The following is a 15,909-nucleotide window of genomic DNA, read 5'->3' on the forward strand; positions in this document are numbered from 1 at the left end:
GTGCTAGTAATCGTGTAATATTTGGAAACTTACTTTACTTATACATGGAGAATTATCGATGTCGCAGAACTTTGACGTCTATATGCCGGTGTTAATTTTAGCAGTCGTGGCAGTAGTGGCTTTTGTTGGTACATTGCTTGTTGGTCGTTTAGTAAGACCAAATAATCCAACGGAACTTAAGCAAACACCTTATGAATGTGGTGAGGAGCCAACAGGCGCAGCGTGGTCAAACTTTAATGTTCGTTTCTACGTTATTGCCTTAGTCTTTCTTATCTTCGACGTAGAGGGCGCTTTGATGTTTCCGGTGGCAACAGTTTATAAAAACTTCGTCGACATTGGACAAGGTGGTGCAGTTCTTGGATCACTACTAATGTTCATCATTATTCTAAGTTTAGGTTTAGTTTATTGCTGGAAAAAGGGTGACCTTGATTGGGTTAAGTCTTATGAAGCAAATATAGATGGGAAGGATAAATAATGAATGAAACGATAGTATCGTATTTATCACAAGCTCCTGGCTTTTCTATGGCCGTTGATGGTTTATCAAAGCTATTAGGTTTTGATGCAACTGGAGTTGTAACTTTTTTAATCTTCTTAGTTTTTTCACTTGTGATTGTTGGTGCACTTTCTGCAGTAGGTGGTCTTGGGACTTATGCTGAAAGAAAGATCTCTGCCGATCTACAAATGAGACAAGGTCCAAACAGAGTTGGTCCTTTTGGTATCCTTCAGTTTTTAGCTGATGGTGTGAAGATGCTTTTAAAAGAAGATGTTGTACCACGTGATGCAGATAAATTTATGTTTAATCTGGCACCGATGATGGCACTTGTTGGTGTATTCATGTCACTAGCAGTTGTACCATTTTCAAGTGGCTTTACTCTTACGCATTTAAACGTTGGTGTTTTCTACTTAGTAGGTGTTAGTTCACTTGTTGGTGTTGCAATCTTTCTTGGTGGTTACGCTTCAAACTCAAAGTGGTCAATGCTTGGTGGTATGAGAGGTGCTTCACAAATTATTTCTTATGAAGTTCCAGTAACACTTTCGCTTCTTGCAATTGTTGTAATGACAGGTTCTCTTTCATTTAAGGGAATAACGGAAGCTCAAGGTGGTCTACCTCATCAGTGGTTTGTTCTACACAATCCATTTACTTTTATCGGTTTCTTTATTCTTTTCATTGGTGTTTTAGCTGAGACAAACAGAGCGCCATTTGACCTTCCGGAAGCTGAGTCAGAACTTGTTTCTGGTTACCATACAGAATTCACAGGTATGAAGTTCGCATTCTTCGCACTTGCAGAATATATTGAAGTATTTGTTGTTTGCGGTGTTGTTGCTGCTCTTTTCCTTGGTGGTTATCAAGTACCATTTGGACTTGGCACAGGTGAATTCGTAAACAAACTAGTTCCAGCCGCACATCCTATGATTGGAAAACAAGTTGGAAACTTCTTACAGCTTGGTTCTTTTGTAACTAAGACTTTACTACTTTACTACGTTGTAATCTGGATTAGATGGACACTACCAAGAATGAGAGTTGACTCTCTAATGGTACTTTGTTGGAAATATTTAACTCCAATTGCACTATTTAACTTAATTGGTTGTGCTGTATGGCTTTATCTATTTAATGGTAAGTCAATGTGGGCAATCCTTGGAAAAGTAATCGCATCTGCATCAGCTGGTGCGGGCGGACACTAATATTTAAGGATATTTGAGATGTTTATTAACACAATGTTTTTAATTTCAGCTGCGGCAACTATTATAGGAGCATTCCTAGTCGCCGTTTCTAAAAATTTAATGCATGCATGTATTTTCCTTCTACTTTCTCTTTTTGGAGTAGCTGGGCTTTATGCAACTCTAGGTGCTGACTTCTTAGCAGCAACTCAGTTAGTTGTTTATGCAGGTGGTGTTGTAATTCTTATGCTATTTGCCATCATGTTAACTGGTGGTATTGAACAAGCTTTTAATAAGTTTGGACTTAAGAAAGTTGCAGCCATGGGAACAACAAAAACTTATGCAACAGCAGGCTTTATGATGATTGTTATGAGTTTTGTTCTAATGAAGATACTTGCACCAGTTCTTAAAGTTCAAAAGCATGTTGAGCTTGAAGGTATTAAGCCAACAGTAAATGAGATTGGAACTAAATTAATTACAGACCATGTTTTAGCTTTCGAAATTTCTTCGATTCTTCTACTCGGTGCACTTGTTGGTGCAGCTGTAATTTCTAGACCAAGGAGAATTAGAAAATGATTTCACTAACATCATACTTGTTAATTTCTTTTTTCTTATTCTTGGCCGGTGTTGCGGTTATGGTTGCAAGAAAGAATATTATTGCAATCATGCTAGGAATTGAATTAATTCTAAACGCTGCAGGTTTAAACTTTGCGGCTTATACAAGATTTGCAAACCAGAATATTGACGGTCATATAATGTCATTATTCATTATTGTTATTGCTGCAGCAGAAGCGGCAGTTGGTTTAGCGATTGTGATTCGTTTCTTCCAAGTTAAAGATACGATTCACATTGATGACGCTACTGAACTACAAAGTTAATTAAGAGATATAAGGGAAGAAAATGGATTATACGATTTCTAGTATTGCTCCAATTGTTTTACTACCGTTCTTTGCTTTCGTAATTAATGCATTTATTGCATCACGCTTTACGAGAACGGCCGTTGCAATCAGTTGTGCAGCAATCGCAGGTTCGACAATTTATGCGTGGAGAATTTTTAGCGATTTCGTTTTTGGAACGTATTCAGCTAACTACCACATTCACAAAGTATTCACTTGGTTTGACCTAAATGGTGGTGGTCAAGAGTTCGCAGTTAAGATGGGATTCTACATCGATAATATGACTGCTGTTCTAGTTATGATGGTTACGGCCGTTGCAACACTGATCCACATTTTCTCAACTTGGTATATGAAAGATGACATGAATTACGGTAGAAACGGACGTTTCTTTACTTATATGTCACTCTTTACTTCAGCAATGCTTGGTCTATCACTTTCAGATAACTTACTTTCAGTATTTATCTTTTGGGAGATCATGGGATTCTGTTCATACTCACTAATTGGTCACTACTATGAAAAAGAAGTTGCTGGTGCAGCTAACGTAAAAGCTTTCATGACAACAAGAGTAGGGGATGTTTTCTTCCTTCTAGGTATTGTTGCTCTTTGGACTGTTGTTGGTTCAGTAAGTTTCGTAGATCTTTACAATGCAATTGATGCAGGTGGATTAGTTGGTAAGGCCGTTATTGGAATTCCTTTAGCAACTTTTGCTGGAATGTGTATCTTCATGGGGACAATCGGTAAGTCAGCTCAATTCCCTTTAAACGTTTGGCTACCGGATGCGATGAATGGCCCAACTCCATGTTCAGCACTAATTCACGCTGCAACAATGGTTGCTGCTGGTGTTTATCTATCTTTAAGAATTTATCCACTTCTTGATGCTGGTGGACTATTAACTTTTGTTGCTTATATTGGTGGTATCACTGCTTTCGGTGCAGCGACTATCGCTCTTGTTCAAACAGACTTTAAAGCGGTTCTTGCTTTCTCAACAATCTCACAACTTGGTTACATGGTACTAGGTATTGGTGTTGGGTCTTATAATGCTGCTTTCATGCACCTAATTACTCACGCTGTTTTCAAGGCTTGTTTATTCTTAAGTGCAGGTTCTGTTATTCACTCACTTCATGATCACCACACACATGCTCACGTACAAGAAATGCCGAGAATGGGTGGTCTAAGACATAAAATGAAATTCACTTGGTTTGCAATGTGGTGTTGTACTCTTGCAATCGCAGGTATTCCTTTCTTCTCAGGTTTCGTATCTAAAGATAGAATCCTAGGAGATGCATTAATTGAAGCACTTCATTCACCAGTTATGATTGCTCCGGCAGTACTTGGTTTCATGGGTGCACTACTTACTGCATTCTATATGTGTCGTATGATGTTCCTTGCTTTCCACGGTAAGCCAAGAGACAAAGAAGTTTACGACCACTGCCATGAAGAAAAGTTTTCATGGAATAGAAACCTTCCACTATTACTACTTGCTGTATTTACACTAGGTGTATGGTTCTCAGGTTCTTTAACAGGTCAAGGATTTGTTAAGGTTGCTGATAAGGCAAACGGTAAATATGAGTGGTTCCAAACTTTAATTCAAAAGCCTAAGAAAGGTCAGTTTGAAAATTATAAGAGAGAAGCTCTAGGCTCAATTGATGTTCGTGAAAAAGGAACATTTACTAAGTCTAAGTATGACTCTACTTACGGTCTTTCTGAAGAAGAAGCACATCACATTCACCAGGTTCACTATATTGGTGCTGGTATGTCGATTGTAATTGCTTTTACTGGTGTATTCATCGCTATGATGATGTATCTGTGGGGTAAATGGAATCCAGGATTCTGGGTTAATACTTTCAACCGCTACTACAGAACACTTCAAGGTAAATACTTTATGGATGAATTCTATATTGATGGATTAATCAAGAAAGGACTTCTTCCATTTAATAACCTATTAGCTAAATTTGACATGGGATTCTATGACAGATTTGCAATTGATGGTTGGGCCGTAGTAACTCGTTTTACAATGAGAGTTTCGGCTTGGTTCGATAATTTATTTGTCGACACAATTATGGTTGATGGAACAGGTGCAAGTGTACGTCTTTTTAACGTTATCTTGAGAACTATTCAGAACGGAAAGATCCAGTTCTACATCGCAATTATATTTTTAGTACTATTTGGTTATATTTTAGCTTTATAAGAGAATTAAGGAGTTACAGTGAACGCACATTCTAATCTATTAAGTTGGATTCTGTGGATGCCTATGATCGGTGTTCTTGGGGTACTTTTATTACCTAAGGCAAAAGAGACGGCAATCAGAGTATGGTCATTGATAAATACTGTGATCACACTTGTTTTATCAGGTTGTCTATATTTAAAATTCGACAATACTGTTCCAGGTATGCAGGAAATGTTTACCATTAAGAAAGCATGGATCCCGCAGTTTAATATTTTCTATCACCTTGGAGTTGATGGTATTTCACTTCCAATGGTTCTACTGACAGCGCTTTTATTTGCGATCTGTATCCTTTCTTCTTGGACAGTTAAGAAGCAAATTAAAGGTTACTTTGCATTACTACTAATGCTTCAGTCGACTGTTTTTGGTGTTTTCTTCGCATTAGACTTCTTCCTATTCTATGTTTACTGGGAAGTAATGCTTATTCCAATGTTCTTCTTAATCGGAATTTGGGGTGGAGAAAATAGAGAATACGCAGCTGTTAAATTCTTCTTATATACATTCTTTGGTTCAATCCTAATGCTTGTTGGTATGGTCGCTCTATACTTCGTAACAGGTCAAGGTGTTGACTCATTCAATATTCTAGCTCTTTCTGGTGGTAAGTTTGTAAACGAAACTGTTGAACTATTCGGAATGGCCCTACCATTTGCAAAAGTATTCTTCGTAGCACTTTTCATTGGTTTTGCTATTAAAGTTCCAGTATTTCCGTTCCATACTTGGCTACCTCACGCTCACGTACAGGCACCAACAGCGATCTCAGTTATCCTTGCCGGTGTACTACTTAAGATGGGTACTTATGGTTTCTTAAGAATTGCGTTCCCAATTTTCCCATCAGCTTCTGTTTACTTTGCAGATGCTATTGCGTGGCTAGGTCTTATTAATGTTATTTACGGTGCATTCTGTGCCATGGCACAAAACGATGTTAAGAAACTTGTTGCATACTCTTCAGTTTCTCACATGGGATTTGTAATGCTAGGTCTTGCAGCAATGACTGTTCAAGGTATGAATGGTGCTGTTCTACAGATGTTCAACCACGGTACTTCAACTGCAATGATGTTCCTTCTTATTGGTATTCTTTATGAAAGATCACACCACAGATGGATCGTTAGACCAGATGGAACAAAAGGTTTTGGTGGTCTTTATACACAACTTCCAAAATACTCAATTGTTTTCATCATCGCGATGTTCGCATCAATGGGTCTACCAGGACTTTCAGGTTTCATCTCTGAAGCTTTAATTTTCCTAGGGATCTACGATAGATTTACAACAATCACTGTAATTGCAGTTCTTGGTCTACTACTAGGTGCAGCTTACTTACTATGGATGTTCAAGAGAATGTTCTTTGGTGAAGTTATTGAAGAAAATAAATCTTACACAGATATGAATGCTAGAGAAATCTTCTACATGCTTCCACTTTGTGTGGCAGTAATTGTATTCGGTATTTATCCGTCTCCACTACTGAACATGATGAAGGCTTCTGTAGGTAAACTAGTTTCATTATTAGCGACTTTTTAATAGTCAATAGGTGAAGTGATGGCTTTAAATTATTTAGCGAGTATCTCACATTATATTCCGGAGCTTTTAGTATGCTTCACGATGGGGGCCTTAATCCTTATCGAAGCTACTTACGGAAATGATGATAAAGGTAGCTCGAAAAAAATGTTTTACTGGAGTTCGATGATTGGACTTTTATGTGCTCTGATTTATCAAGTTAAAGGTCTTGGTACTGATGCAACACATATTTTTACAAAGTCTGTTGTCATGGACCATTTCTCTGGTTTTGCTAAGATCGTTATGATCTTAAGTACGGCAGGGGCAATTTATCTTTCTAAAGTTTCTAAAGATCTTTATGAAGGTACGAAAGCTGAGTTTGGTATCTTAGCAATGGGAATCTTAGTTGGTGGTATGCTTCTAGCATCTGCAAACAATATGCTAATTTTCTTTATTGGTATTGAAACACTTTCAATCCTTTCTTATGCAATGGCAGCTCTTAAGAAAAATGATGAGCGCTCTACTGAAGCAGGTCTTAAGTATGTACTATATGGTGGTGCAACTTCAGGGATGATGTTATTTGGTATGAGTCACATCTTTGGAACTCTTGGAACAATTAATTTCTCTGAGATGATCCCAATGATGTCTGCATTAACTGAAGATCAAACACTTATTCTGATTCCTTCGTTCTTATTATTCTTTGTTGGTATCGGATATAAAATTGCTTGTGTACCATTCCATATGTGGTCACCAGATGTTTATGAAGGTTCACCTCTTCCAGTAACTGCTTTCTTCTCATTAGTTCCGAAGTTTGCAGGTATTGCAGCATTTACTAGATTAACTCAAATCTTCTTTGCCGGTGATGTTGGGATGCTAAAACATTCTTGGATCTTCCTATTGATGATGGTTGCAGCGCTGACGATGACAGTAGGTAATGTCTCTGCTATTGGACAAAGATCAATTAAGAGAATGCTAGCTTTCTCTTCTATCTCACACGCTGGTGTTATGATGTTAGGGGCCATTGTTCTTGGTGAAATGGGTGCAACAGCTATCCTTTTTTACGCGGTAACATACCTTTTCATGACTCTTGTAGCATTCTATATTGCTTCATTTATCCAAGATCACTATGGTAATGATCATATCGATCGTTTTGCTGGTCTTATTAAAAAGCATCCGTTTGCTGCAATCGCTATGACAATTACAATGTTCTCATTAGCAGGTCTTCCACCTCTAGCGGGATTCGTTGCAAAATTTAATATCTTAGCTGCAGTTGTTCAGCAAAAGTACTATGTACTAGCTGTTATCACTGCTGTTAACTCAGTTATCTCGCTTTACTACTACATGAAAGTTGTAAGAGTGATGGTACTGAAAGATGCTGAATCAGATGAGAAGGTTGCAGGTCTTGGATTTGTTAATCAACTTATTATTGGTGTTTACACTGCACCAGTACTGATTATTGGTATCTTCTGGCAAAAGTTACTTTCTCTTGCCAATGGAGCCCTGCTTCTAATTAAGTAGTATGGAATTAGTACTACTGACAACTACAATCTTATTTTTATTACTTGGGGTAGTCTTAGGCTACCCTTTGTTTTTCAAGCCGAAGAAGTCTGGCGGCCCATTTCGTAAAGTTCATAACGAAACTAATATTGCGAATTCAAATATTGTCCCTTTAAAATCTGTGTTTAAATACGCGATTGTATTTCTAGTTCTTGCAATGATTACAGTTATTATTACAGGTGCAGGAAACTTAGAATTTTATAAAGAAGCGTATTCAATATTGGCCGGCCTTGCTACAATTTTAATATTATTAATTTTATAGTCTTTTAAGAAATAGGGATAGTTCTTGGAGTTAATGATAACTTTGCCACTATGGCTGATCTTAATTCAATTTGTTGGTGCACTTGTAAACTCACAAGACTTTGCACCTACATACAGTCTCAAGAAGTATCTTATTGCATCTCATAAAGCAGAAGAAGTAGATGCTCTAAGTTTTAATTCTTTTTTTGTAATACTTTTATCTGTTTTATTTTTTCAAACATTATCAATTTTCTTTATATTAACAAATCAGCTCTCTTATATTCTTCCGTTCTATTTCATGATGATAATTTCAACGATTTTCTTAGGGATTTATCGTTTTAGATTATCACTGATAAGAAGAGAGGTTATAGAGATTACACAGATCACTTTGTCGCAGTTAATTTTGATTAGTATCATTGTGTTAACTTGGTTCTTAGTTCAGTCTGATTCAATTATTTTAAGGTCTATTTTCCTACTGCCATTGTGTATCCTCTTTTATTCAACTGAGCTGCAAATGATAAAGTCAGGCTCAATTTATTCAGATAAGAAATACTTAGAAATAAAATCCTCATATATAAGATTGTTATATCAATGTGGATTTATCCTTTTTGTCATAAGTTTGATACTTACGGGAAGCGACTTTTCAAAACTAATTATTTCAAAGTTTAGTCCAGGCTATATCCATTATGGAGCTTTAACTGTTTTGGTAATCGTATTACAGGTAATATCAATTATTTTGAGTAATATATATATTAAGTTTCAACCTCTAAGGGATTATCAAAGTTTGATAACTTCTTCTAAAAAGAGAGTGTTAACTTCATTTTTTATTTTTGTAATCTTTTGTAGTTTAAAGGCTTTTAATGTTTTCTAATATTATCATTATATTGCTTTTCATATTTGCGGCTTTTTCAAAAGGTCGCTACACAATGATGCTCTACTCAGTTGCCCTTTCATCTTTGTTTGTAAGTTTGATGGGAGTGTCTTCAACTGTACTTATTTACTTTTTAGGTCTATTTCTTGTTGTTTTTATTCTTCTTATAACATTAATAGAATATTGTTTTCCCACAACTCAAGTAAAGTTTAAAAAGTTCTCTTATACGCCTTATATACTATTTACCATTATCTTACTGGGTGTTTTCTCTGTTAATATTTATCATTTAAATAACGATAATAATCTTATTAGCATAATCAATAACTACAATGTTGATACCCATATTAATTGGCCAATCCTATTAAAGTTTTGTGTTTTATTAGTATTTACTGCATTTCTGTCACTAGTGAACCTAAATGGAGATGAAGAGAATGCATAATATCGATATATTTACACTCCTAACAATTGTTTTTGTTATTAATATCGGAGTTTATTTATTTACACAGAGATTTACAAAGAAGCTTTTTTCTTTGTTTTCAAATATTGCAATCTTTCTTTTACTAATCGACCTTAGAGTGCAGGAGTCTATATCTTTAAGCGATGGTGTTATGCTTTTTATCTATATAGCGCCAATCTTTCTTCTGATAAATTCTCTGTTTAAGGAATTTCGTGTAAGACAGGGGGCAAATTGATTTATTTTAATGTCTCTTTATTCTTACTTACTCTATTGGCGGTTCACTTCTCATCAAAGATTAATAACTGGGGACGCTCATTTATTTCCTTGATACCTATACTTTCGATTGTTGTCGTATATTTTTCTGGTATGGAGATAAATTACCTTAATTCTATTTTCCCGTTCATTTTATCTTTTTTAGTTATTGATGAAAAAAAACGAAATGTTTACGAAATTTTGCCATTTGGAATCTTACTCTTTCCAATTGATATCAATATAAAGATTATAGCTTTTGCTTCTTGTGTATATCTGAATTTAGGTAGCTATAAGAAACAGTCGCTTAATATTCTTAAACTAGCGATTATCGCATTTATTACGCTCGTTGATAAAACTTTAGCCTTTAAATACTTATTCTCTGTTTATTTATTATTATCTTTTTTAGACACTGATAATAAGGAGTTTGCGATTACAGATGGAGTGATTCTTTCTTACCTACTCACTAGTGATATTCAGTATGTAACACAAAACTCAAACCAATTCTTAATTGGACTCTCTTTTTTAATCTTTTTGAGCTTATTAAATAAAGAAAATATTTTTAAGATCATATTTGTATTAACTGCAATCGTGAGTGTTTTCTTAAATTCTGAATCTCAATTAATGGGTCTTATCGTTTTTTATTATATGATTAGATCTTTTCAAACATGTATAAAAATTTCTGCTAGGGAAATTGCGGTTTTTGATAAGTACGTTCTAGTTAATGCTTTATCTCATCTTGGATTGATTGGAATTCTAGCAATGTCATTTTCAACTCAAAATCCATTCTTTATTGCTCTGTCAATTATACTTACTTTCTTTGTTTATATTTTAGGTAGCGATGAATTGACCTCATTTAAGATGAGTGGCAAATGGTATGAAAGCTTTTATTCACTTGTTTTCTTTAGCGTTTTTGGCTCTCTTTTGTTTCTACTTTCAAGTAAGGCATTTTCTATTAATGACCAATTCTATCTACATGCAATTACATCTTACTTAGTGATAGGTATTACATTTATCGTGATTTGTTATAAGTTTAGAGCAGTGATTGAGCCTATTTCGACACAATTACATTTATCTAATAAAAAACGACTCATTTATATGAATAATATTTTTTATAATGAGAGAAGATCTCTTGCTCAAAATGATCAAGTAGTTAAAGGAAAGAGTATACTGTCACATATTTCAGTACCATATAAGACAGTAAGAACGATTAGTTTAATTGTTACGGCCATTTATTTCTTAGTTTTAATTGTGCAGGTGGCAGGATGAAGTATAAGAATCTTATTATATATTTAGCTGTTTTAATTGGCTCAGTTCTTATTTCATTTTTCTTAAATGGCTATACTGTGGAAACGCCGTTTCCGTATTTTAGTATGTCTTTTAAGTTTGGTCTTCCAACAATTGTTGGAACATTAATAGCCGCAGTACTTGTACGAGAAGAAAGTTTTTTAGATAGAGTTATTAGTCTGCCTCTTTCAGTGTTTGCATTCTCTTCAGCAACTATTTTACCTTTTGTTATTTTTACAGGTGCATTTTTTGCAATTTTAAAAATTGAAAATGTAAAATTCTTATTATTTGCAATTTTGAATTTATTAGCTCTTTTAATTTTTAAGAATGACATTGTTATTAGTAATCTAACTTTTGTTGTATCTGCTTTCTTAATACTTTCATTTACAAAAAAGATATCATTATTAAATTTATTTCTATTCCAATATTTTGTCTTGTTGGATATTAATTCAACGATTAGCTCAGTGCATGTATTCTTGATTCCATTTTGTGTTCTTTTACTTCTTTTCTTATATATAAGAGGAAAGGTTAGAAACTCTATCAATGTTATGTCCTTGGCCTTAATTATTCTATCGGGAGATGTAACGTTATCGGTGATATTAACATCATATAGCTTACTAGGTATTTCTATATTATTTGATAAATATCGTTCAAAAGAAGAGAAGATAATAACTTCTAATGTAACAATTGCTACAATTATAATTTCAATGTCATTTTTATCAGCGCAATCCTTGTTAATACCACTAATTGTGGTACTTACTGTGTTTGTTGAATACAATAAGAATAATGTGGAGGTTAATCATGCAGTCTAACTTCTATTTTCTTCTTCTGCTTTATCCAGTTATATATTTCTTAAATAACTTCCTTATTAAGGTTACTTCAATTAATTCAAAACAGAGAACATCTGTATTAGCTTTCGTATTCTTATCATCATTTTACTTTCTATTTAGAGATTTCATCTTTTCTTCTGTCGATAGAAGTTATTTTGCTATATGTTCAGTTTCATTTTCACTATTCTTTTTAAATAGTCGTGGAAATTCGCGAGTATTATTTAAGGCCATTACATTATTATGGTTTTCTCTTTTTAATATATGGAACTTCACGGGTGTAACAGATATCGTTCTTTTACTTGGGATGTTTTGTTTTTTTGATACTGATAAGAAAAGTGAGCATAGCTTATTTTATAACCTATCGTGGATTATAATTGCTGTAGTTTATTTCTTTGTTAAAGAGTTTCAAGGTGGAGAACTTGGAAGTCTCTTTTATGAAATACTTTTAGTGGTTTCTACTCTTTTATTGGTTCCAAAAGAGAAGGATTCACCTTTTCTTTCTATTCTCCAGTATATTTTCTGCTTATCTGTTTTAAATCGATTTATAGCTTTAAATATAGAATTAAGTCCTTATTTCTATCTATTATTTCTCTTTCTACAAGTAGCATTTTCATTTATTAAAATTGATGAGAAATACCAGGCCATTCAATTGATGTCGATTTGTATGGCCAGTGCAATTATCTTATTACCAGTATTTGGAATTGATAGTTTTTATCAACTATTTTTAATAGTTTATCTTCTTGTTTTTTCTTATAAGTCAAAGCAGTCAGAGATCGTTGCCAAGTTATTGAGTATTGTCCATGTCCTTTATTTATTTTTAATTGGCTATGTCGCATACTTACACAATACTTACTTAACGAATTTACAGCTACTTTCAGTGATATTCTTGATTGTTACACTCGCTTATCGTCAAAACCTATTTGGTATTGTGCAAAATAGTCCACGCAAAGCGATTGTTTGATTTAATTTCAATTACTTAAGATAATAGTCATATGATTAAGTTTCGTGTCAAAACCAAGTCGAACAAGGTTTTGGGCCCTTTTATATTCTCTGAACTAGTTGAATTAGGCGAAAAAGATGCTATCGATCAAAACTGCCTTTTTCAGAAGTTTCCTACAGGAGACTGGGCACCGGTGGGTGCAATTCCAGAGCTTTCAAATCTCTTTGAAAAAATAAATTCAGATGAACCTTTAAAATTAAGTGAGAATACTGACAAAGATGAACCTCAAGAAGAGGTTAGATATGCGCAAACTGATAGTGAGCAAAAGCATCACACATTAATTGGTGAAGATAAAACAGAGTTCAATGAATTCAAGTTCTCTAAGGATAAGAAGCTCGATATTAACTACGATGAAATCGAAGAGAAGTTTAAGGCCAAGAAAGAACAGGAAGAAATTGAAGCACAAAATGCAGGTGTTGAGAAAACAGTAGTTGTTAAAATGCCAGCTTTTAAGTCACCAGAGAAAGAAAGTGATGAAATAGAAAAAACAGTTGTTGTTAATAATCTTCAAGATGTACTTGATGAATCTGATGATGAAGAAGATGAGAAAAAAGAGAAAGCTGAAGAGGTTGTAGAGGAGCCAGAAGAGGTTGTCGAGGATGATGCAGCTACAGCTATGTTCAATCTAGAAGAGCTTAAAAAAGAGCAATTGCCAACTAAGACTGAAGATTACAGTGACTTAGAATTAAAGATTAAACAAGAAGAGAGAAACCTTAAAAAGAAGGGGAAGCCAAAAGAGCAGCCTAAGCTTGAGTCTAAAAAGACAAAGAAAGAAGCCAGTAATAAGAGAAGAAATCTTACGATGGCCCTTTTCTTAGTTGTTACCCTCATTTTTTTAATGCCTGATGAGAAGAAAGATATCGAGACAGTTGTTGTTCCAAAGATTGTCTTTCCTGTCGCAACAGAGGTAGCAGCTCCAAAGAAGGCCCAAGAAAGCTATATTGCGGGGCTTAAACTATTTCAAAAAGATGATTATATCTCACGCGTAGCTGCGGCCCAAAAGTTCTATGAGTCTCTACGTTACAAGTTTAACAAGAACCCAGCATCAGGAAAACTTATTCATGTTTATAGTGATTTGTTGATAGACACTCAAAAAACAAAGAAAGCTGGGCAAGTTATTTCTAAGCTTTTGCGTATTGAGGAAAGTAAATTATTAAATGATATTGATGTTGTAATAGGTGCAGCACAGTTTTATGCCTTTTTTAAAAAGTATGAAACAGCAATCTTTACAATCGAGAGATATAATTACTTAAAGTCTAATAAACCCTCTGTAAAACTATTTTCAATATATCTAAATTACCTATTAAAAGCAGGGGAGTTAGACAAAGCAAAAATCGTTTACGAAAAACTAAGTGGCGCTAAGGTGAAAACAGTAGAGTCAATCGATGCAATGGTTAATTACTTACTACTTAATGAAAATAGTACCGATGCTCTTAAGCTTATTCAAAAACATGAAAATAAGTTTAAAAATAATTATCGATTCTTAATAGTATATGGAGAGCTTCTCTTAGAGCTTGAAAAAATGGATACCTTAAAGAAAGTTGGTGCTATTTTAACAGCAAAATATGGTGGGGGATCTCCTTATAATTTTGCACAAGGTCTCAAGTTTATGGGATTTGTAAAAGCATATGATAAGGATATCCAGGGAGCAACGAAGCTTTTTCAACAATCATTAAAAATTTATGATGATGAATCTCTTAGAGACACCCTCGCTACTTTAGACGTTGCCGGAAGTGATCTAACACAAAAGGTTATTTCAACAAGTAAGATTAAAGTTCTGATTAGACAGTCTAAAGATGAAGCTATGCTTCTAAATTGGGATCGAGCATTTGAATTGGCCCTAAGAGCAGTGTCTTTAGATGAAACAAGTATCGATGCAAAATTATATTTAGCTGAGTTACAAGTTAAGCGTGGATACTTTGATTTTGCTATAAAAACACTTACAAAGCTAAGGGCTCTTCACCCTGTTAATCCTAGAATTAATTATGCTCTAATTATGGCAAATCTGAAGTCTTATAAGAAAGATGAGGCCAAGAGATTATTATCTGCACTTTCAACTAGTGAGGAATTTAGAGAAACATTTGAATTTCAAATGCTACTTGCTCATTATTATAACCTAATTGCTAATGATAAAATGGCATTTGATAAGTTTAAAGCAGCTTCTCAAATTAACCCGTTAAGTGATGAAGCATTCTTTGAAATGGCAAAGATTGCATTTAAGAATAAAAAGTTTAAACAAACAAAATTATTCTTAAATGAGGCCATGAGTTTAAACCCTTCAAATATTGATTATAAAATTCTTAATAGTAAGGTTTTATATGAAACAGATGGTGTAAGAACTGCCATTGGTTACTTAAGACAGGAGCTTCTCGAGCATAGAGATAACCCTAAGTTATATGGTCAGATTGCAGTTTATTATTACCGTGATCAGGACTTTGAAGCATTTAAAGAAATGAAAGAAGTTCTTGATCGTCTTAATAAAAAAGATGGTGCACTATATGCATACCTAGTCGAGGTTTCTGAAATAGAAAGAGATTATAATGACTTGGTTGAAAATGCTTTAAAGTTACTTGTGTATGAGCCAGGAAATTTATTAATACGTGAAAAACTTATCATTACTTATATTCATTTAAAGCAATATGCGAATGCAACTAAGCATATCAATATCTTAGAAAAGAGACTTCCTACTTATCCTCGTATTAATTACTACCGATCAAAAATATTCTTTGAGCAAAATAATTATAAGCAGGCCGAGGCATTTGCTAAGAAAGAGATAGAAATGCATCCAAACTCTGAATATGGGTACTATATTCTAGGCGAAATTTATTTAAGGGCCAAAAAAGTTCAAGAGGCCAAGGCAAATCTTTCTAAAGCTATTCAGATTAATAAACGCTATTTTGATGCGATATTTTCAATGGGGAAGCTTACATTTCAAACACGTGAGTTTGTGCCTTCTCTGCAGTTCTTTCAGCGCGCATACCGCTTAAATCCGACTGATGCAGACTTGAATAAGATGATGGGTTTCCTATATAAAGAGCTTGGACAACCTAATCTTGCTATCGATAAATTTAATCGTTATTTAACATTAAGTCCTAACGCGCTTGATCGTAGAAATATTATGAGCTTAATAAATCAATTAAAGCGTTGA

At 34.3% G+C, this 15,909-nt stretch carries 14 protein-coding genes; 13 read left to right on the top strand and 1 reads right to left on the bottom strand.

Annotated features, from left to right (window positions below; all coding sequences use genetic code 11):
- Positions 1-58: 58 nt before the first annotated feature.
- The 11 genes from ACN5L8_RS12560 (at position 59) to ACN5L8_RS12610 (ending at position 10,913) form a co-directional block, all read left to right on the top strand.
- The gene (locus ACN5L8_RS12560; protein WP_114706043.1) at positions 59-475 is read left to right on the top strand and encodes an NADH-quinone oxidoreductase subunit A; all 417 of its coding nucleotides are present in this window, start codon (positions 59-61) and stop codon (positions 473-475) included.
- Positions 475-1,683: an NADH-quinone oxidoreductase subunit NuoH gene (gene nuoH, locus ACN5L8_RS12565; RefSeq protein ID WP_114706044.1), complete on the top strand. Its 1,209-nt coding sequence runs from the start codon at positions 475-477 to the stop codon at positions 1,681-1,683. The genes ACN5L8_RS12560 and nuoH overlap by 1 nt, the downstream gene beginning before the upstream one ends.
- Positions 1,684-1,701: 18 nt before the next feature.
- The gene (locus ACN5L8_RS12570; RefSeq protein WP_114706045.1) at positions 1,702-2,235 is read left to right on the top strand and encodes an NADH-quinone oxidoreductase subunit J; all 534 of its coding nucleotides are present in this window, start codon (positions 1,702-1,704) and stop codon (positions 2,233-2,235) included.
- On the top strand, positions 2,232-2,537 hold the full coding sequence (gene nuoK / locus ACN5L8_RS12575; RefSeq protein ID WP_120403974.1) for an NADH-quinone oxidoreductase subunit NuoK: 306 nt from the start codon (positions 2,232-2,234) through the stop codon (positions 2,535-2,537). The genes ACN5L8_RS12570 and nuoK overlap by 4 nt, the downstream gene beginning before the upstream one ends.
- Positions 2,538-2,559: 22 nt before the next feature.
- Positions 2,560-4,743, top strand: a complete 2,184-nt coding sequence (locus ACN5L8_RS12580; protein WP_419173201.1) for an NADH-quinone oxidoreductase subunit L — start codon at positions 2,560-2,562, stop codon at positions 4,741-4,743.
- A gap of 18 nt (positions 4,744-4,761) precedes the next feature.
- A complete protein-coding gene (locus tag ACN5L8_RS12585; RefSeq protein ID WP_233500237.1) occupies positions 4,762-6,294 on the top strand; it encodes a complex I subunit 4 family protein in 1,533 nt (510 codons plus the stop codon).
- Positions 6,295-6,312: 18 nt separating this feature from the next.
- Entirely contained in the window at positions 6,313-7,788 is a 1,476-nt protein-coding gene (locus ACN5L8_RS12590; RefSeq protein ID WP_419173202.1) for an NADH-quinone oxidoreductase subunit N, read from the top strand.
- 1 nt (position 7,789) lies between these two features.
- Positions 7,790-8,089, top strand: coding sequence for a hypothetical protein (locus tag ACN5L8_RS12595; protein WP_114706050.1), 300 nt, complete (start codon positions 7,790-7,792; stop codon positions 8,087-8,089).
- A 33-nt stretch (positions 8,090-8,122) separates the two neighbouring features.
- Positions 8,123-8,938, top strand: coding sequence for a hypothetical protein (locus ACN5L8_RS12600; protein WP_114706051.1), 816 nt, complete (start codon positions 8,123-8,125; stop codon positions 8,936-8,938).
- A gap of 13 nt (positions 8,939-8,951) precedes the next feature.
- A complete protein-coding gene (locus ACN5L8_RS12605; protein ID WP_419173203.1) occupies positions 8,952-9,377 on the top strand; it encodes a hypothetical protein in 426 nt (141 codons plus the stop codon).
- Between the two features lie 249 nt (positions 9,378-9,626).
- The gene (locus tag ACN5L8_RS12610; RefSeq protein ID WP_419173204.1) at positions 9,627-10,913 is read left to right on the top strand and encodes a hypothetical protein; all 1,287 of its coding nucleotides are present in this window, start codon (positions 9,627-9,629) and stop codon (positions 10,911-10,913) included.
- Positions 10,914-10,983: 70 nt separating this feature from the next.
- Here the strand turns inward: ACN5L8_RS12610 and ACN5L8_RS12615 are convergent, their stop codons facing one another.
- Positions 10,984-11,709, bottom strand: a complete 726-nt coding sequence (locus ACN5L8_RS12615) for a hypothetical protein (protein ID WP_419173205.1) — start codon at positions 11,707-11,709, stop codon at positions 10,984-10,986.
- A gap of 8 nt (positions 11,710-11,717) precedes the next feature.
- Between ACN5L8_RS12615 and ACN5L8_RS12620 the strand changes: the two genes are divergently transcribed.
- The gene (locus tag ACN5L8_RS12620; RefSeq protein WP_133296885.1) at positions 11,718-12,722 is read left to right on the top strand and encodes a hypothetical protein; all 1,005 of its coding nucleotides are present in this window, start codon (positions 11,718-11,720) and stop codon (positions 12,720-12,722) included.
- Positions 12,723-12,753: 31 nt separating this feature from the next.
- Positions 12,754-15,909 (top strand): tetratricopeptide repeat protein, encoded by a 3,156-nt coding sequence (locus tag ACN5L8_RS12625; protein WP_114706057.1) that lies wholly within the window; start codon positions 12,754-12,756, stop codon positions 15,907-15,909.

Origin of the sequence: Halobacteriovorax sp. (assembly GCF_048381875.1) — a bacterium.
GTDB classification, from domain to species: Bacteria; Bdellovibrionota; Bacteriovoracia; order Bacteriovoracales; family Bacteriovoracaceae; genus Halobacteriovorax_A; species Halobacteriovorax_A vibrionivorans.